Consider the following 19185-nt stretch of genomic DNA (forward strand, 5'->3'; position numbering starts at 1 on the left):
AACCACCAATCGGAGTACTCCCTTTAGCATACTTGCTTTACAAAAGATAGTAAGCTATTACTTTGATGTCAAAGTCCTCGAAGAAACCCTTGGTTAACCTCACGGCCCGATGGCTGGGCAGTGAACTTTTGCCTGATGGCGGTTCGCCATTAAGGAGCACGACATGTCTGAATCTGAACTTCCGGCAGGGACTCCGCAGTCGAGCCCGCTCGCCAAGCAACCTATCCTTCGCCATGTCCTGGCCTGTGTTGATGCATCCCCTTTCGCAGTTGATGCGGCCCCTTTCGCACAAGCCGTGTTGGCTCACGCTGCCGCAGTGGCCGAGGCTGTCGGTGCACGTATGACTGTCATGCACGTGCTCGAATCGCCAGCGGCGCATGAGCCGATAGATCCGGTGGAGTGGGCGTTACGTCACCGCGACGCGACCGCATATTTGCACGAGCGCATGTCGCGCATCGGCCTTCTTCAGGCCGATGCGGTGATCTTGGCCGGGGTGCCCGCCGAACGCATCAACGCATGGGCTCATGACAATGCGGCGGACTTGGTCGTGCTGGGTCGAGGTGGCGAAAGCGATGGTTTTTCCGTTGAGCTGGGCAACACGGCGCGTAGGGTCGCCGAACTCGCCAACGCGTCGGTGTTACTCGCGCCATCGGTACAGGTCGGCGACACGCGGATCCGCTATCGCAAGGTGCTCGCCCCGCTTGATGGCTCATCACGATCGGAATGCGCTTTGCCGCTCGGTCTGAAGATTGCGGCCGCCCACGAAGCCGAGATGGTGCTGGTTCACGCCGCCCCGAAAGTCGATCTCATCGAGTCAGACCTGCTCGACGCGGAGGCAGTTGCACTGCGCGATCGACTGTATCGTCGCAATGAACACGCTGCCCGACAGTACCTGGACTGGATTCGATCTCTATTGCCCGCCACACCGACGATCCAAACCCGTTTGCTGCCAAGCGGCGATGCGCGCCGTGCGCTTGCACGGGCGATCGTAAAAGAGTGCGCCGATCTAGTAGTGCTCTCCTCCACCGGCAAGAGCGGGCACCCGGAAATGTCCATTGGCAGCATCGCCGGCTATCTGATCAATCACCTGAACATCCCGGTGCTGCTCGTGCGGCAATGCAAAATAAATTCGCCGACGCCTCACAGAAGTCCGAACCCCGCCATAGACACGAGGCTACCGAGCCAGGGGATAATGTGACACCAACCGCAACGCTACAGGAAGGCAACACTGTGCGGTCCGACGTATATGCCCGGAGTGCGGCCGCGCTCCGGGCACGTCACGACATCATTGCAGGTCGACCCGAGGCGGCCTCCGCATGGCAACAGCTCTCCGCGCTTCTCCCCTGGCTGGATCGCGCTCATGACCATTGTGTCAAGCCACCGCCTCATATGGCCAAAGCCTCGGAGTGGCTGCTCGACAACGAGTTTCACCTGCGCCGCGCTGTCCGGCAGGTGCGGGAAGACCTCCCCGCTTCGTTCTATCAGCGCCTGCCGCGACTCGCCGCGGCCGATTATCGCGGCATCCCGCGTGTCCTGGCGCTGGCACGAGGTATGCTCGACGTGGATCGGATGCAAGTCGGTCTCGCGGGGGCGGTCGATTTCGTCAACGCTTATCAGCGCGAGGGACCGTTGACGATCGCCGAACTCTGGGCGTTCCCGGCGGTGCTACGCCTTGTTTGTCTTGAGGAATTCGTTCAATCTTTTTCCGAGCTCTTGCCTGAACTCACGCCGCCATTCGAAATGACCCCACGATCGACTCTGCATCAGGCGCTCGACCCGACCGAAGGCGTTTCGCGCGCGATCTCGTCCATCGTGACGATCTCGCATATTTCCTGGAAGACGTTTTTTGAGCAGGTGAGCCGTGTCGAGGCGATCCTGCAGGATGATCCTGCTGGCGTTTATTTGGCCATGGATTTCGACACACGCGACCGGTATCGCAAAGCCGTCGAAGATATCGCCGACGGCGCGCTGGCCTCCGAATGGGAAGTCGCCGAGACCGCACTGAAATTGGCGCGCGCTCATCCCCGAGCCCGGCGCTCAGGGCATGTCGGCTGCTGGCTGGTCGCGGAAGGCCGAGCCGAGCTTGAGCGACAGGTCGGCTATCGCGCCGGGTGGCGCGCGAGCTGCCGCCGCTGGATCATGGCTCATCCCGGCAGAAGTTATGCGGGGGCATTAGCCGGCTTCACTATGTCCGCACTGCTCCTTCCGGCACTGCTGCTCGCCATGTTCGAAGCCAACGTGGCAGCGTGGGTGGCGGGACTCGCGCTCTCGCTCATGCCGGCGATGATCATCGGTATGACCTTCACACATTGGCTCGTCAGCCGGTCCGTACCGCCCCGAGTACTGCCGAAACTCGCCATCGAAAACGGCCTCGACGCCGGCTGCGAGGCAGCACTGGTGATGCCGGTGATCCTGCGCCATGAGGCTGAGGTCGCGCCACTGATTGAGCGGCTGGAAGCGCACTGGTTGTCGAATCCGGACCCGCGAATGTGCATGGCACTGCTGAGCGACCTCGCGGACGCCAATTCGGAACACACGCCGGCTGATGTATCGATCGAAGCCGCCCTCGTCGCCGGTCTGCGCCGCCTCAATGCACGCTACGCCGAACAGGCACCGTTCGTGCTACTGCACCGCAGGCGCCGCTGGAATACCGCCGAAGGCCGATGGATGGGCTGGGAGCGCAAACGCGGCAAGCTTGAAGAGCTTGTCGGCCTCATCCTGGGCCATCGACCGGATGCATTCGCCTTACGTGAAGGCGATCTCGATGCACTCCGCCGGACACGCTTCGTCGTGACTCTCGATGCGGACACCCGGGCGCAGCCGAACGACATCAACCGTCTGGTAGGGACACTGGCCCACCCGCTCAACCGCGTTGAGTTCGATCCGACCACGGGACAGCCGACTTGCGGCTATACCTTCATCCAGCCCCGGGTCGAAATCTCACCCGATGCCGGAGACCGGTCGCTGTTCACCCGTCTCTACACCGGCGATACTGCGATCGACATATACAGCCGCGCGGTTTCGGATATCTATCAGGATCTGTTCGGCGAAGGAATATTCACCGGCAAGGGGGCGTTCGACGTTGCCGCATTCCACAAGTGCCTGCACGGACGCGTGCCGGAAAACGCGATCCTCAGCCACGATCTGTTCGAGGGGCTTCACGGCCGCGCCGCGCTTGCCAGCGACATAGTCTTCTACGAGGACTTCCCCGCGAACTATCTCGCATACTCCCGGCGCGCCCTGCGCTGGATCCGGGGTGACTGGCAGCTCACGCCCTGGCTGGGCAGCATCGTGCCGGGCCGCGGCGACCAACACGTTCCCAACCGGCTGTTGGCCCTCGACCGCTGGAAGGTGCTTGATAACCTGCGCCGCAGCCTGATCGCCCCCATGCTCGTCGCCTTGGCAACGGCCGGCTGGCTTCTGCTGCCCGGACAGGCCCTGATCTGGACAGTGCTGGCAGTGGGCGCGCCGGGTGCCCATCTGTTCATCAGCCTCATCCCCGGCCTGGGGCGTGGACGCAAGCTCGGCGCGATACGAAGCATGCTGCATCCACTGGCTGATCATGCCGGACGCTGGCTGCTGGCGGTTATCTTCCTGGCCCACGAGGCCGCAGTCGCGAGCGAGGCGATCGCACGCACTCTATGGCGCGTCCATGTCTCACACCGCCGCCTGCTGGAATGGACCTCAGCGGCCCATTCTGCTGAGGAGGTTTCGCAAACATTGCTCGGTACCTGGCGCGAGATGGCAGCGGCGCCGTCGTTCGCAGCCGTAATTGCACTGACGCTCGCTTGGCTGAACCCCATCGCGCTGGCAGGGGCCGCACCGCTGTTGCTCATGTGGTTCGCCTCCCCCCAGATCGCCTGGCTGATCAGCCGTAAGCGCCAACCAGTGTCGGAAATCCTGGGGGAGGATGACCGGCTCTATCTGCGCCTGGTCGCACGACGCACCTGGCTGTACTTCGAGACGTTCGCCGGCCCCGACGACAACTGGCTGCCGCCCGACAACTATCAGGCCGCTCCGCACGAGGACATTGCGCACCGCTCCTCGCCGACCAATGTCGGGATGCTTTTGCTGTCGGCACTGACGGCATGGGATCTGGGCCACATCGGACGACGTGATCTTGCCGCGCGCATGGCCGCTGCACTGAACGCGCTCGATCGACTGGAGAGTCATGCCGGTCACACGCTCAACTGGTTTGACACCAGAACATTCGAGTCGCTTGAGCCACGCTATGTCTCGACGGTTGACAGCGGTAATCTGGCGGCGAGCCTGCTGACGTTGTCCGCAGGCTGTCGGGAGGCCGCGGCTGGCCCGACGCTGTGCCCGGCACGGTGGGACGGCCTTGGCGATGCCCTTCACCTACTGCGGGAGGCTGTCTCCCAACTTCCCAAGACAGATCAAGGCGCGGTTGCTGACCACCTCAATGCCATCATCGGCCGACTCCCCGCCATCCGCCGCACGCCGCAAGACTGGTGGTCAGCATTGGTACGGATTAACACGGATGACTGGCCGCAGGCTCAAATTCGCATCGCCCGAGTGCTCGAAAACGACGTGAAGTCCGACCCACACGAAATCCATCTTTGGCTCAAGCGTGTCAATCACCAGTTGATGGCCATGCGGCGCGATCTTGACGCGCTGGTGCCCTGGCTCGCCTTGGCCGAAACGTCTCCGCCCCGACTGGCCGGCGTGTCGGAGGTGCTCGAGGCGTTGCCCCCACCAGACACCTCACTCGCCGGGAGAGTCAATAGCATCGACGAGGCGCGCCGCGCTCTTTCACAATTGGTTCCGGCCGACCCGGAGAGTCGACACTGGGTCGCCAAGATGAGGGAGGCGCTCGACCAAGGGGAGACGACTTGCCGTGATCTCTGCGACAGTCTCCACCGTTGCGCTGAACGGGCGGAGGCACGCGCCTTCGGTATGGACTTCCACCCACTCTATGACGAGGAGACCAGCACTTTCTTCATCGGCTACGATCTCGACGCCGATGTTCTCGACCCACACCACTACGACCTGCTGGCGAGCGAGGCTCGGCTGGCCAGCTATGTCGCGATCGCCAAGCGCGACGTGCCCGTCAAGCACTGGTTCCACCTGGGGCGCCCCATCACCAAGATAGCTGGCACGTTGACGATGCTGTCGTGGAATGGGTCAATGTTTGAGTACCTGATGCCGGCTCTGCTGTTACCGAGCGAGTCCGGGCGACTTCTCGGCCAGAGCGAACGTGCCGCGGTCAATGTGCAGCAGCGCTATGGCGAGAAGCTCGGATTGCCCTGGGGTGTGTCGGAATCCGGCTTTGCCGTCCGGGACGGCTCCCATCACTATCAGTATCAGGCATTTGGCGTTCCCGGGCTCGGCCTGAAGCGGGGTCTTGCCAACGACTATGTTGTCGCACCCTATGCAAGCGCATTGGCATTGAGCGTGGCGCCAGCCGCCGCCACCTCCAACTTGCGGCGGCTGGATAAGCTCGGTCTGCGCGACCGGTACGGATTCTTTGAAGCCGCCGATTTCACGCCAGACCGGGTGCCATTAGAAGGCGGGGTTTCGCCGGTACGCGCCTACATGGCTCACCACCAAGGCATGATCTGTGCCGCGATCGGCAACGCGCTGAACGACGACATCCTGATCAGACGTTTCGGCCGCGACCCGCGCATGCGCGCCACCGAGTTGCTGTTGCAGGAACGTGTTCCATGGGAGTTTTCACCCGAGCAGGCGACCGAAACCGACACTACGACAGCGGATCTCACCCGCATCCCGACACCGACGTTGAATACCTGGACGGCACCGCACCAGCTCGACCCTCAGCTCCATGTGCTCGGCAACGGCAGCCTGGCCGCCTGGATCAGCAATGCCGGAGACAGTGCACTCTGGTGGCGCGGCCAAGCCCTGACCCGCTGGACGGGAGATCCCGTTCGCCGTGGCGGTGAGGCGCGTATCCATGTCAGCGAACGCGACGGTAGCGCAATCTGGTCACTCGGCGGACACGGCTCGAACCGGATATCTGACACCATTTACCACGCCCACAAGATCGAGTTTCACGAGCGCAGGGAAGGTTTGTCGACGAGCCTCGAAATCGTGATTGCCCCCGGCGACGATGTGGAGATCCGCCGTGTCACGATCTCCAACGATAGCGACCGGGTGCGCGAGATGTATGTGACGAGCTATGCGGAGATCGTACTTGCGCCTGCGGCCAGCCATGAACGTCACCCCGCCTTTAGCAAGCTCTTCATCCACAGCGAGCGCCTGGATGACCAGAATACACTCATCTTCGAGCGCCGCCCGAGACGACTCGACGATCAACCACCGGCCCTGCTTCATCGCTTGCTGTCGACCGACGCAGCGGTCACACCGACGGGCTTTGAGACCGACCGCAGGCGATTTCTCGGCCGACACGGCGACCCGGAACGACCGTTGGGGGCGTCCGAGACGCTGGATGGAACGGTTGGCTGGACGCTCGACCCGGTCATGGCCTTGCAGGCGCATGTCGTCTTGCCGCCCAGGGCGCAGGCACAAATCGATTTCGTGACCGTCGCTGCCGGCTCACGGGAGGCGGCACTCGGGATCGTCGAGCGCTTCGTGACCAGGTCGGCTCTCGATTGGGCGACGGAAGACGCGCGGCGATCAGCCGCGCTCGAAGCGCAACGCCTCGGGCTGGACTCACGAACGTTGGCCGAGGCGCAGATCCTTTTCCGGGACCTGATTTTTCCGCGTACGCCACCGATCCTGTTAGTAGCGGCCGACACAATGCTTCCTGCACAGCCGCATCTCTGGAGCATGGGGCTGTCCGGTGATCTGCCAATCGTATTGGTGCGAGTCGTTGATGAGGCCCATGCGACGCTGCTGCCGACCATCATCCGCGCCCATCGATGGTGGCAGAGACGCGGCCTTCGTATGGACCTGGTGTTCCTGCAGGATGGTCTCTCAGGCTATCAAGAGCCGATTCGCGACCTGCTGCTTGCCGCGCTTCGCGACGCGAACGTGCTAGAGGGGCTCGGCGGACGGGGAGGCGTTCATCTCCTGGCAACCGAGCGGATTGGTGCGGCGGAGCGGCGCGCCCTCGAGGCCACGGCCCGCGTGACGCTAGACGCCGCAGCGGGATCACTGGCCACTGCGATGGCTCAGTTGCAGCTTGGGCGCGCCCCGCTACCCCGGTTCCAGCCGCTCGGAGTGCCTACGTCCAAACCGCTGGACGTGGAACCACTACGGCGCCCCGATAACCTGATGTTCAACAACTCTCTGGGAGGCTTCATTCCGGCAACAGGCGACTATGCGATTCATCTCGACGGCGACCGCGTGACGCCGTCGCCATGGTGCAATGTACTGGCGAACGAGAGTTTCGGCTCAATTGTCTCGGAATCGGGACTGGGCTTCACCTGGAGCATCAACAGCGGCGAGCATCGCCTCACCCCATGGTCAAATGACCCGGTGGTCGATCCGCAGACCGAGGCACTTTACCTGCGCGACGAGGAGACAGCCGACATCTGGACGACCACCCCACTGCCAGCCGGCGGCCATGCATCCTGCCAGATCCATCACCATGCCGGCGCCACAACCTGGTTACGCAACGCCGAGGGGCTGGAACAGCGTCTCACCGTCTTTGTTCCCCCCGATGCACCCGTGAAACTCGCTCTGCTGACCCTGACCAATCCGGGCGACCGCGGGCGTCGATTTACAGCTACCTACTATGCCGAGTGGCTGCTTGGGTCTATGCCCAGCGCGGCGCGACCGCATCTGGTCTGCGGTTTCGATAGCGAAAGCCAGGCACTGATTGCACGCAATGGCTGGAACCCGGAATTCGGCGAGCGCACCGCGTTTCTCGCCGCCAGCCGTCAGCCGCACAGCCTGACCTGTGACCGCGCGGCGTTTCTTGGCCTCCACGGCAATGCGGCCCGACCAGCCGGCCTCGTGGCCTGGAGCCTCGACGGTGATCTCGACAACGTGGCCGACCCTTGTGCGGCATTCCAGGTTCACATAGATCTCCCAGCCGGCGCCACCGAAGAGGTGGTGTTCGTGCTCGGCGAGGGCAGCGATCCTGCCGAGGCGGCACGACTCGCGGCACACTGGGCGAACGTCGAAACCGCCAAGCGGGGGTTGATCGACAACGATGCTGTCTGGAAACGACGGCTCGGTGCCGTTCAGGTCACCACTCCGGACCCGGCTTTCGACTTGCTGGTCAATCGCTGGCTGATCAACCAGACATTCGCCTCGCGCATATTCGCTCGGGCCGGGTTCCAACAGGCCGGGGGCGCCTTCGGTTTCCGTGACCAGCTTCAGGACATGATGGCGCTGCTGCTCATCGATCCGCAGCGCGTGCGTGTGCATATTCTGGAAAGCGCCTCGCATCAGTTCGAGGAGGGTGATGTGCTGCACTGGTGGCACCCACCTCAGGGAAGAGGTGTGCGAACTCGCTGCTCGGACGATTTGCTATGGCTAGTCTACGCCACCGGCCGTTATGTCGAGGCGACCGGCGATACGTCTATCCTCACCGAGGAAGTCCCGTTCCTGTCCGCCGCCCCACTGGAAACCGACGAGGAAGATCGCTACGCACCGTTCGAGGCAGGCGATCAACGCGGCACCTTGTTCGAGCATTGCCGACGTGCGTTGGATCGTGGCGTAACCGCAGGAGTTCATGGACTGCCGCTCATTGGCACCGGGGACTGGAACGACGGTATGGACCGCGTCGGCAGCGAGGGGCGCGGCGAAAGTGTATGGCTCGCCTGGTTCGCCGCGACATGTGCCGAGGCCTTCGCCAACCTCGCCAAAGACGTCGGGCGCAACGACCTCGATAGTCTCTGGAGGACGCGCGCCGATGATCTGCGCCGAACAGCCGATGCAGCAGGCTGGGATGGCGAATGGTACGCGCGCGCCTTCGCGGATGACGGGCTCCCATGGGGCTCGAAAGATTCCGAAGAGTGCCAGATCGACAGCATTTCCCAGTCCTGGGCGGCGCTGGCCGACGGGCCTTCGCCCGAGCGCACCATAGCGGGTATCAACGCTGCAACCAACCGTCTGGTAGATGACGACGCACGGCTGGTGCGTTTGCTGAGCCCTCCATTCGATCGAACACTGCGCGATCCGGGTTACATTCGCGCCTACCCGCCGGGGGTTCGCGAAAATGGCGGTCAGTACACCCATGCCGCAGCGTGGCTAGGCCTGGCCCACGCACGGCTCGGCAATGGCGACATGGCCTACAAGATCTTCGACCTGATTAACCCCATCCGCCGCACCGATGACCTTGACGGAGCCAAGCGCTACCGCGGCGAGCCCTATGTTCTGGCCGCCGACGTGCGCGGCGCAGGACCGGGCACCGGCCAAGCTGGCTGGACCTGGTACACGGGGGCGGCTGGCTGGAGTTGGCAACTGGCTGTCGAAGGCATTATTGGCCTGAGCCTGCAACGTGGCGCAGTCCGGATTACCCCCAAGATCCCAACGAGTTGGGGCGGCGCCAGGGTTCAGATCAACGGCCCCGACGGCGTTCTGGTCGTGACAATCGAGGATCCCGAACGCCTGGGCACCGGGCGCGTCGAGCTCACAGTAGACGGCCAGCCCGTCGAAGGCGATTGCATTGCCGTCCCGACAGGCGGAACAATACAATACGTCACCGCCCGGTTGCGGCAACTGTCTTCCGACTGATCAACCGGCCGTGGTCTTGATGTGGATCAAGGAGAAGGTGCGCAGTCCGAGCAATCTAGGTGTAACGATATTTTGCATTGGCAGCTTTCCACCATCAAAGGAGAATGTGTCATGAAAGCACTGGTATTTCACGGCCCCGGCAAACGCAATTGGGAAGATAAGCCTAAACCGGCTATCGAGAAATCTACGGACGCGGTGGTTCGCATCACCCACACAACCATATGCGGCACCGACCTGCACATCCTGAAAGGCGACGTGCCTGCGGTAACAGAGGGGCGCATTCTGGGCCACGAAGGTCTGGGGGTGGTAGAAGAAGTTGGTAGCGGCGTGAGCAACATCAAGGTTGGCGACGAGGTGTTGATATCCTGCGTCACTTCCTGCGGGCGCTGCGACTATTGCAAGCGCGGCGTTTATGCCCATTGCCGCGACGGAGGTTGGATTCTCGGCCATTTGATTGACGGCACCCAGGCCGAATACGTGCGCATTCCTCATGCGGATAACAGCCTGTACATTCTACCCGAAGAGATGGATCGCGCTGCAGCCGTCATGCTCAGCGACATCCTGCCCACCGGCCACGAAATTGGCGCCCTGAACGGCGAGGTCAAACTCGGGGACACCGTGGCCATCGTCGGCGCCGGCCCCATAGGGCTGGCGGCACTGATGACCTCTCGCTTCTACTCTCCAGCGCGGATCATCATGGTTGACCCGGATGAGAATCGCCTGGCCATGGCCAAAATGCTCGGCGCCACCGACACCGTAGCCCGGGACCCGATTGAGGCCATCAAAAAGCTGACCGATGGTGAAGGCGTAGACGTAGCCATGGAAGCGGTAGGCATCCCCGAAACCTTCGACATCTGCCAGAGCATTGTGCGCGCGGGCGGCCATATCGCCAACATCGGTGTGCACGGCAAGAGCGTCGAGTTCAAGCTGCAGGACTTGTGGATCAAGAACATCACCCTGCGCACCGGCCTGGTGAATACCGATACCATCCCCGTGCTGATGCGGGCTGTCGAAAGCGGTGGCGTCAAGCCCGAGGAATTGGTCACTCATCGCTTCAAACTCGACGACATCGAAAAAGCCTACGATATCTTCAGCGAAGCCGCGAAGACGCAAGCCATCAAGATGCTGTTGACTGCCGAGTGATGGGATAGTCAGCAACTAAAACAGCGCACTGAAACGCACCGCGCAACGATTGAGCGATGCGTTTCAATACTGAGACCTGCTTCCGGTGTTTGCGCAAACAGCTATTCGAAGTTACAGATACTTCTCCATTGGCAACAAGCTGAACAGGCCGGATTTGAAACGCCGCCAGAATCCCGTGGCCGGTTCGTGCGTCCAGGATTGCCCCTCACCCGCCGACCAGAGCAGTTGCCCATCCCCCTTCCGGGTCACCCGCCAGCTGTTCTCCGGCGCCATTGCCGCTTCAATGTCCTGCGCAAGCTGCTCTGCCAGTTGGGAGCTGTGGATCACCAGCACGGTTTCAGAATTGAGGTAGATCGAACGCAGGTTGATGTTGAACGAGCCGATGTACAAGGTTTTGCGATCAAACACCGCCGATTTGGCGTGCAGGCCCACCGCACCTTTACTGCAGAAGCCCGGCATCTCAACCCAACTCGAGCAGGCTGCTGCATCGGGCCGCATCTCATACAGTTCCAGCCCGTTGGCAAGCATCGCACCGCGACGACGTGCGTAGCCGGCATGATTGGTGGTGAGGTCGTTAGAGGCCAGTGAATTGGTCAAGGCCAGGACACGGACGCCTCGCGCCCTGATCTGCTCCAGTATATCGAGCTGGTCGTCTCCGAGAATGAGATACGCGGATTCCACAAGAATTTCCTTGTCAGCCTGCTCAACAAGTTGGTACAGCGCCTGGGCACTGCGTTGGGGGCGATCCGTCTCCGCTTGACTATTCACCACCGGTGAATCGAACACCAGTTCCCCCTCGGCCCAAGTCAGTAGCGACAGCACCTGCGCCATGTACTCAAACGCTAGCGTCGCATTTTGCGGCGGCACCCGAGTGAGCCCGGTGGTATCGGATGCGGCCACACGGATCTGATCCAACTGTGCGTTCAGGCTCTGCCCCTCCACAGCATCAGGCTCCAATTGGCTAATGGGGTAGCTTGACGCGCTGTTCCAGAACGCATCGAAATTGGCGGACAGGTCAGCAACGATCGGACCTGCGATGAGGACATCGCGGTCGCGAAAATTCACCTGTGGGTGCAGGTCGAAATACTCGTCTCCGATATTGCGGCCACCCATGATGCCTAGCGCGCCGTCGACCACGAAGGTCTTGTTGTGCATGCGCTGATTGAGACGCTGAAAGTCGGTGATAAAGGTCAGCCATTTACCGATACCCGAGCGGACCGCGAAGGGATTGTAGATGGAAATCTCGATATTGGGATGCTGATCCAGCGCGGCGAATATCGTATCGCGCCCGTCTACGTTGACATCATCGAGCAACAGCCGCACACGCACACCGCGGTCGGCGGCCACCAGCAGACGTCGCGCCAGATAAGTCCCCGACACATCGCTGTTCCAGATGTAGTACTGCGCGTCGATACTTTGCTCGGCAGCCTCAATCAGCGCCGCGCGCTGCAGAAAGGCCTGGCGCCCGGTGTCCTGAATGTAAAATCCGGAATCACCCGGTTGCTTCTGCAGGTAAGGCTGAACCTCGCGGCCCAGGCGTGTTTCCTCCGGACGATCAAACGCGTACGACAGCGACGATGCATTATTAGGGGGCAACTGGGCGCAACCCTGTATAAACAGACTGGCGACCAGGATACATAGACTCCTGGCACACAGTGCGCGCTTTGAAACTGCCGTCATCCTGTCAAGCAATGTCTCTATCCCGGTTATTGCAACCTGTCATTGCGGGATCCGGACTACTCCCACTCAATCGTAGCAGGCGGTTTGGAAGACACATCGTAAGTCACCCGTGATACACCGCTAATCTCATTGATAATACGATTAGACACAGTTTCCAGAAGTTCATACGGCAGATGTGCCCAGCGTGCAGTCATGAAATCGATGGTTTCAACGGCGCGTAGCGCGATTACCCATTCATAACGACGGGCGTCGCCCACTACACCTACTGATTTCACCGGCAGGAACACGGCAAAGGCCTGACTGGTTTTGTGGTAAAAATCAGCGCGGTGCAATTCTTCCAGGAATATGGCGTCGGCGCGGCGCAAGATGTCGGCGTAGTCTTTTTTCACTTCGCCCAGTATACGCACGCCCAAGCCTGGCCCCGGGAATGGGTGGCGGTAAACCATGTCATATGGCAGGCCAAGTTCAAGACCAATGCGCCGCACTTCGTCTTTGAACAGTTCGCGCAGCGGCTCTACCAACTTCAGCTTCATGGTTTCCGGCAGGCCACCCACGTTGTGGTGGGATTTGATCACATGGGCCTTACCGGTTTTGGAAGCTGCCGATTCGATCACGTCCGGATAAATAGTGCCTTGGGCGAGCCAGTTCACATCCTTGATGCGCGTGGCTTCCTCATCGAACACATCAATGAAGGTGTTGCCAATAACCTTACGCTTCTGCTCAGGATCGCTAACACCCTTGAGGTTGGTCAGAAAGCGCTCTTCCGCATCGGCACGAATGACTTTTACGCCCATGCTGCTGCCAAACATGTCCATCACCTGATCACCTTCGTGCAGGCGTAGCAGGCCGTTGTCGACAAACACACAGGTAAGCTGGTCGCCAATGGCCTTGTGCAGAAGCGCTGCCGTTACAGACGAATCTACACCGCCAGACAAGCCAAGCAACACTTTGTCGGAACCTACCTGCTCACGGATCTTTTGCACTGCGTCGTCAACAATCTTGGCGGGAGTCCATAGAGCTTCACAACCACAGATGTTTATCACGAAATGCTCAAGAATCCGCTTGCCCTGCAGAGTGTGAGTCACTTCCGGATGGAATTGCAGGCCGTAAAGATTACGTGACAGGTCCTGCATCGCAGCAATGGGTGCGCTCTCGGTTGAAGCCAACAGCTCAAAGCCCTCAGGCATGGCCACAACCTTGTCGCCGTGGCTCATCCAGACATCCAGTAGTGATTCGCCGATGGCAGTCAGGTGGTCGGTGATGTCCTGTAGCAACGGGCCCTTGGCGCGCACTTTCACCTGGGCATAACCGAACTCACGCTTTTCCGAACTGGCAACTCGCCCGCCCAACTGCTCGGCCATGGTTTGCATGCCGTAGCAGATGCCCAGCACCGGAATACCAAGATCAAACAGCCCCTCAGGTGCGCGTGGCCCACCCAGTTCGGTAACAGATTCAGGGCCACCGGCCAGCAAGATGCCTTTGGGGTTGAACGCCTTCAGCTCGTCATCGGTAATGTTGAAAGCGCGAACCTCACAGAACACACCAATCTCACGCACGCGGCGGGCAATCAGCTGTGTGTACTGGGAACCAAAATCCAGAATCAGGATACGGTGGTCGTGAATGTTGTGGGCCATAGAATCCTCGAAAAAAATAAGCTGTGCGGCTCCGGTCAGAGCCGCACCCTGGCTGTCTGCTCTCAGCTGACGCGGTAGTTTGGCGCTTCTTTGGTGATGGTTACGTCGTGCACATGGCTTTCACGCATACCAGCCCCGGTAATGCGGACAAATTGCGGCTTGGTACGCATTTCTGACATGTTCGCGCTCCCGGTGTAACCCATGGACGCGCGCAGACCCCCTATCAACTGGTGGATGATATTGCGCATTGGGCCTTTACAGGCAACGCGACCTTCAATGCCTTCCGGTACCAGCTTTTCAATACCTTTACTGGCGTCCTGGAAGTAACGGTCGCTTGAGCCCTGCCCCATGGCGCCCAGTGAACCCATACCACGATAGGCCTTGTAGCTGCGCCCCTGGTACAGTTCGATTTCACCGGGCGCTTCATCTGTGCCTGCCAACAGGCTGCCGATCATTACGCAGTGGGCGCCGGCAACGATAGCCTTGGAAATATCGCCGGAGAAGCGCACGCCACCATCAGCAATCAGCGGAATACCACGATCTTTCAGCGCTTCAGCGACGCTGGACACTGCAGAAATCTGCGGTACGCCGACGCCAGCAACAATCCGGGTGGTGCAGATAGAGCCGGGGCCAATACCCACCTTCACCGCATCCGCACCGGCATCAGCCAGCGCTATAGCCGCTTCACCGGTAGCAATGTTGCCGCCGATCACTTGAAGGTCCGGGTAGTGCTCTTTAATCCAGCGCACGCGCTCGATTACACCGCGTGAATGGCCGTGGGCCGTGTCCACCACAATCACATCCACGCCGGCATCGGCCAGCGCGATAATACGCGCTTCGGTGTCGCCACCGGTGCCAACTGCGGCACCTACTCGCAATCGCCCTTGGCTGTCTTTGCACGCCAACGGGTAGTCTTTCGACTTTTGAATGTCTTTAGCAGTAATCAGGCCGCGCAGCTGGAAGTCAGCATTTACCACCAGCACTTTTTCAATGCGGTGGCGATGCAGCAATTCTTTAACCTCATCAAGGCTCGCGCCTTCTTGCACTGTCACCAGCTTCTCTTTCGGCGTCATAATCTGGTGCACCGGCGTATCCATGCTGCTCTCAAAACGGATATCGCGACCGGTAACGATGCCAACCAGTTCATTTCCGTCAACTACCGGCAAACCGGAAATGTTGTTGGCCATGGTAATCTCAACCAGCTCACGCACGGTGTTTTGCGGGCTGACGGTGATCGGGTCTTTTACTACGCCACTTTCGAACTTTTTCACCCGGCGCACTTCAGCAGCCTGCTGATCCGGGTTCATGTTCTTGTGCATGATGCCAATACCGCCTTCCTGAGCCATGGCAATCGCCAGCTCTGCGTCGGTTACCGTGTCCATGGCCGCAGACACCAGTGGTATGTTCAGCGTAATAGTCCGGGTCAATTTAGTGCGCAGGTCCACTTCGTGTGGCAAAACCTCGGAATAACCGGGCACCAACAGAACGTCATCAAATGTGAGAGCTTCTTCGGCAATTCGCAGCATTGGGATCGGCCTTTTGAACGTGCTAAATTTAAACCTTCCGCGCGGCACCGATAGATTAAGGAGGGTGCAGCCGCAAAGTAAAATGCGTAATCGACCTATTATAAAGAGGTGTCGCAGGTCAGTAAACTGCACAGTTTCCTGTCACTTACCGCATGTGTTTGAATTTCCAGAAATTTACACTCATATTTTTCGGCTATTGCGTATAGGCCGGTCAGGAGTTTTTGGTGAATGACGTGTTTCAGGATACCCGGACCAGGGCGCTGAGCGTCAGCGAGCTGAACCACCAGGCCAGGCACCTGCTGGAAACCAGCTTCATGCAGGTGTGGGTTGAAGGTGAGCTGTCCGGTTTTTCAAGGCCCTCTTCCGGGCATTGGTATTTTTCCCTGAAGGATCAAAAATGCCAGGTTCGCTGCGCCATGTTCCGGGGGCTGAACCAGCGAATTCGCACTATACCCAAAGAGGGTGAGCAGGTTCGCATTCGCGGCAAGATAACCCTGTATGAGAACCGGGGTGACTTCCAGATTATTGTTGAGCACATTGAGCCCGCCGGCCTTGGCGCACTGCAGCAAGCCTTTGAGGAGTTAAAACGCAAGCTACAGGCAGAAGGCCTGTTTGAGGCAGGCCGAAAGAAGCCAATTCCCGCGCTGCCCGCGCACATTGGCGTCGTCACCTCTCCGACCGGTGCGGCCATACACGATATTCTCACAGTTCTTGCACGGCGCTGCCCTGCCATACCGGTCACTCTCTATCCCACAACGGTTCAGGGCAAGCTCGCCACGGCAGAAATTGTCCGGGCCATTGAACTGGCCCAGGCTCACGGAGTGGCCGATGTGCTGATTATCGGCCGTGGTGGTGGCTCTCTGGAAGACCTTTGGTGCTTTAACGAGGAAGCCGTCGCCCGCGCAATAGCGGCGTGCCCTATTCCCACGGTCAGTGCTGTTGGTCATGAGACGGACGTCACCATCGCCGACTTTGTGGCGGACCTGCGGGCACCCACACCTTCCGCCGCGGCTGAAAAAGTATCGCCCGATCAGAAAGATATGCTCCGGCAAATCAATGATCACGAGTTCCGCCTGGCAAACGCCGCCAGAAGAGTACTGCAACGACTCAACACGAAACTGGAGCACCTCTCAGCGCGTTTGCGCGATCCACGGCGGGAGTTGCTGGAGAAGGCTCAACGCCTGGACGATCTGGAGCTGCGGTTGGGCAAGACCATGGGGCAGCGGCTGGATCGTTTGCAGGTGCGCAGCAACCATCTGGCTCAACGCCTCGCTATGCAATCCCCCCGCAAACAGCTTGCAAACAATCGCGAAGCACTCGATCGGTCTGCCTCGCAACTGGACAAGGCCATGAAGAGACTCCTGGCGAAGCTTCAGGACCGGCTGGAGCACACCGCCGGAACGCTCAACGTTGTAAGCCCCTTGGCCACGTTGGGGCGTGGGTACGCCATCGTTCGCGATGAACACGGCAACATCATCCGTAACGCGCCAGATGTTGCCGCTGGCGATCGAATTTCCGCGCACGTCGCAAACGGCACCGTTACGGCGGAGGTAAAATCCATCAACCCGGAGAACAACTGGCCCCAAAACCCCGGGAACTAATCCTATGGTCTACTGGTTCACTATCTCAAAGCGCCTAAAGTTGGAGGTAACTGACAACAAAATAACAACAGGCATAATGAGGCAGAACGTATGGACTACCACTCAGAATTCCGGAGATCAATAGACAAGCCGGAAGAATTCTGGCGTGAAAAAGCTGGCAGCATTGACTGGATCCAGTCACCTGCGACCATCTGGCAAGCCAACGACAACGGCCATGGCCAGTGGTTTCCTGACGGCACACTCAACACCTCCGATATAGCCCTGGATGCCAATGTGCGAGCTGGCCGGGGTGATCACAAAGCCCTCATATACGATTCGCCGGTTACCGGTGCCAAGCGCAGCTACACCTACAGCGAACTGACCGACGAAGTTGCTCGTTTCGCCGGGGCTCTGAAAGCACAGGGAGTCAGCAAGGGCGACGTGGTTATCATCTATATGCCGATGATTCCCGAGGCCGTTATTGCGATGCTGGGCTGCGCCCGCATTGGTGCTGTTCACTCGGTGGTCTTTGGCGGCTTTGCTGCCCACGAACTCGCAGTACGAATCGACGACGCACAACCCAAAGCAGTAATTACCGCGTCCTGCGGCATCGAAGTCACGAAAGTAATCGAGTACAAACCCCTGGTCGACAAAGCCATAGAACAGGCATCCCACAAGCCAGAATTCTGTGTTGTCTATCAGCGCCCTCAAGCTAAAGCCGGGATGCAAGCTGGCCGTGATCATGACTGGGGCGATCTCATGGCCACCGCCGAGCCAACTGATCCCGTGCCCGTGCAGGCGACTGACCCGCTGTATGTGCTTTACACCTCCGGCACCACGGGCAAACCCAAGGGTGTTGTAAGAGACAACGGCGGGCACGCCGTCGCCCTCAAATACAGCATGCAGTTGGTGTATGACGCCAAGCCGGGAGATATATTCTGGGCGGCCTCCGATGTGGGCTGGGTGGTTGGCCACAGTTACATTGTTTATGCGCCCTTGTTCGCGGGCTGCACCACCATACTTTATGAAGGCAAGCCGGTCAGAACCCCGGATGCCGGCGCTTTCTGGCGCGTGGTTCAGGATCACGGCGTAAATCTTCTGTTTACCGCGCCTACGGCTTTCCGCGCTGTGCGCAAGGAAGACCCGGAGGCCGATCAGCTTTCGCGTTACGACATCAGCTCACTGCGGCGCATTTTCCTGGCCGGCGAACGTCTGGACCCACCAACCTATGAGTGGCTCCGTGAGCACACTCAGCTCCCGATACTGGACCACTGGTGGCAAACCGAAACCGGCTGGGCCATTTGCTGTAACCCGGTGGGAATCGAGACCATGGCCATCAAGCCCGGCTCGGCAACCGTTCCCTCACCCGGTTATAACGTGCAGATTGTCAGCCCTGGTGGCAGCCAGATGCCGGCGGGAGAACAGGGTCAGATTGCGGTTAAACTTCCGCTTCCGCCAGGTTGCCTGGTAACCGTATGGGGCGATGACAAAAGATTTCAGGACAGCTATCTCAACCCCATTCCCGGCTTCTACAGCTCGGGCGATGGCGGTTTTATTGATGAGGACGGCTATGTGTTCGTTATGGGCCGTACCGATGACGTGATCAACGTAGCAGGTCACAGACTTTCCACCGGCGAGATGGAAGAAGTGGTCGCTTCCCATCCGGCCATTGCCGAGTGCTGCGTGGTAGGTGCTCACGATGACATGAAAGGCCAGGTTCCGCTTGGCCTTGTGTTGATCAAAGACGGCGCCACCATTGATCACGACGAGTTGGAGGAAGAGCTTGTTGAGATGGTGCGAGACAAAATCGGCGCAATCGCCTGCTTCCGCAGAGCCCTCGTGGTAGAACGCCTGCCCAAAACCCGCTCCGGAAAAATCCTGCGGCGAGTTATCCGTCAGATTGCCGATGGTGAGGAATACGCCGTTCCAAGCACCATCGATGACCCTGCGATACTCGAGGAGATCAGCGAGCAGTTCCGCCGCTGAGCCCCGTGC

At 60.0% G+C, this 19185-nt stretch carries 7 protein-coding genes and 1 pseudogene; 5 read left to right on the plus strand and 3 right to left on the minus strand.

Features of this window, described 5'->3' with window-relative positions:
• The first annotated feature begins 163 nt into the window (after nt 1–163).
• The 3 genes from ACN0V1_RS06725 to ACN0V1_RS06735 all read left to right on the plus strand — a co-directional run bounded on the left by ACN0V1_RS06725 (nt 164) and on the right by ACN0V1_RS06735 (nt 10770).
• Nucleotides 164–1198, plus strand: coding sequence for a universal stress protein (locus tag ACN0V1_RS06725; protein ID WP_417544263.1), 1035 nt, complete (start codon nt 164–166; stop codon nt 1196–1198).
• 191 nt (nt 1199–1389) lie between these two features.
• Nucleotides 1390–9627 (plus strand): GH36-type glycosyl hydrolase domain-containing protein, encoded by an 8238-nt coding sequence (locus tag ACN0V1_RS06730; RefSeq protein WP_417544264.1) that lies wholly within the window; start codon nt 1390–1392, stop codon nt 9625–9627.
• A 111-nt stretch (nt 9628–9738) separates the two neighbouring features.
• A complete protein-coding gene (locus tag ACN0V1_RS06735; RefSeq protein ID WP_417544265.1) occupies nt 9739–10770 on the plus strand; it encodes a zinc-dependent alcohol dehydrogenase family protein in 1032 nt (343 codons plus the stop codon).
• A 111-nt stretch (nt 10771–10881) separates the two neighbouring features.
• Here ACN0V1_RS06735 and ACN0V1_RS06740 read toward each other — a convergent pair whose 3' ends face one another.
• From ACN0V1_RS06740 to guaB, 3 genes are all read right to left on the minus strand, one after another.
• Nucleotides 10882–12450: a phospholipase D family protein gene (locus ACN0V1_RS06740; protein WP_417544266.1), complete on the minus strand. Its 1569-nt coding sequence runs from the start codon at nt 12448–12450 to the stop codon at nt 10882–10884.
• Between the two features lie 56 nt (nt 12451–12506).
• The gene (guaA, locus tag ACN0V1_RS06745) at nt 12507–14084 is read right to left on the minus strand and encodes a glutamine-hydrolyzing GMP synthase (protein WP_417544267.1); all 1578 of its coding nucleotides are present in this window, start codon (nt 14082–14084) and stop codon (nt 12507–12509) included.
• Between the two features lie 62 nt (nt 14085–14146).
• Nucleotides 14147–15610, minus strand: coding sequence for an IMP dehydrogenase (gene guaB, locus ACN0V1_RS06750; protein ID WP_417544268.1), 1464 nt, complete (start codon nt 15608–15610; stop codon nt 14147–14149).
• A 221-nt stretch (nt 15611–15831) separates the two neighbouring features.
• On the opposite strand from guaB, the gene xseA reads away from it, so the two are divergent.
• Both xseA and ACN0V1_RS06760 read left to right on the plus strand, forming a co-directional pair.
• Nucleotides 15832–17211 (plus strand): exodeoxyribonuclease VII large subunit, encoded by a 1380-nt coding sequence (gene xseA / locus ACN0V1_RS06755; protein ID WP_417544269.1) that lies wholly within the window; start codon nt 15832–15834, stop codon nt 17209–17211.
• A gap of 78 nt (nt 17212–17289) precedes the next feature.
• Nucleotides 17290–19176: pseudogene (locus ACN0V1_RS06760) on the plus strand (propionyl-CoA synthetase); the annotation flags it as partial.
• Nucleotides 19177–19185: the final 9 nt, after the last annotated feature.

The organism is Marinobacter sp., assembly GCF_048266785.1.
Classification (GTDB): Bacteria; Pseudomonadota; Gammaproteobacteria; order Pseudomonadales; family Oleiphilaceae; genus Marinobacter.

What these genes read in the sequence shown, in the direction of transcription:
- ACN0V1_RS06725 (WP_417544263.1), top strand. Translation starts at nt 164, where the DNA reads ATGTCTGAATCTGAACTTCCGGCAGGGACTCCGCAGTCGAGCCCGCTC.
- ACN0V1_RS06730 (WP_417544264.1), top strand. Translation starts at nt 1,390, where the DNA reads ATGGCCAAAGCCTCGGAGTGGCTGCTCGACAACGAGTTTCACCTGCGC.
- ACN0V1_RS06735 (WP_417544265.1), top strand. Translation starts at nt 9,739, where the DNA reads ATGAAAGCACTGGTATTTCACGGCCCCGGCAAACGCAATTGGGAAGAT.
- ACN0V1_RS06740 (WP_417544266.1), bottom strand. Translation starts at nt 12,450, where the DNA reads ATGACGGCAGTTTCAAAGCGCGCACTGTGTGCCAGGAGTCTATGTATC.
- guaA (WP_417544267.1), bottom strand. Translation starts at nt 14,084, where the DNA reads ATGGCCCACAACATTCACGACCACCGTATCCTGATTCTGGATTTTGGT.
- guaB (WP_417544268.1), bottom strand. Translation starts at nt 15,610, where the DNA reads ATGCTGCGAATTGCCGAAGAAGCTCTCACATTTGATGACGTTCTGTTG.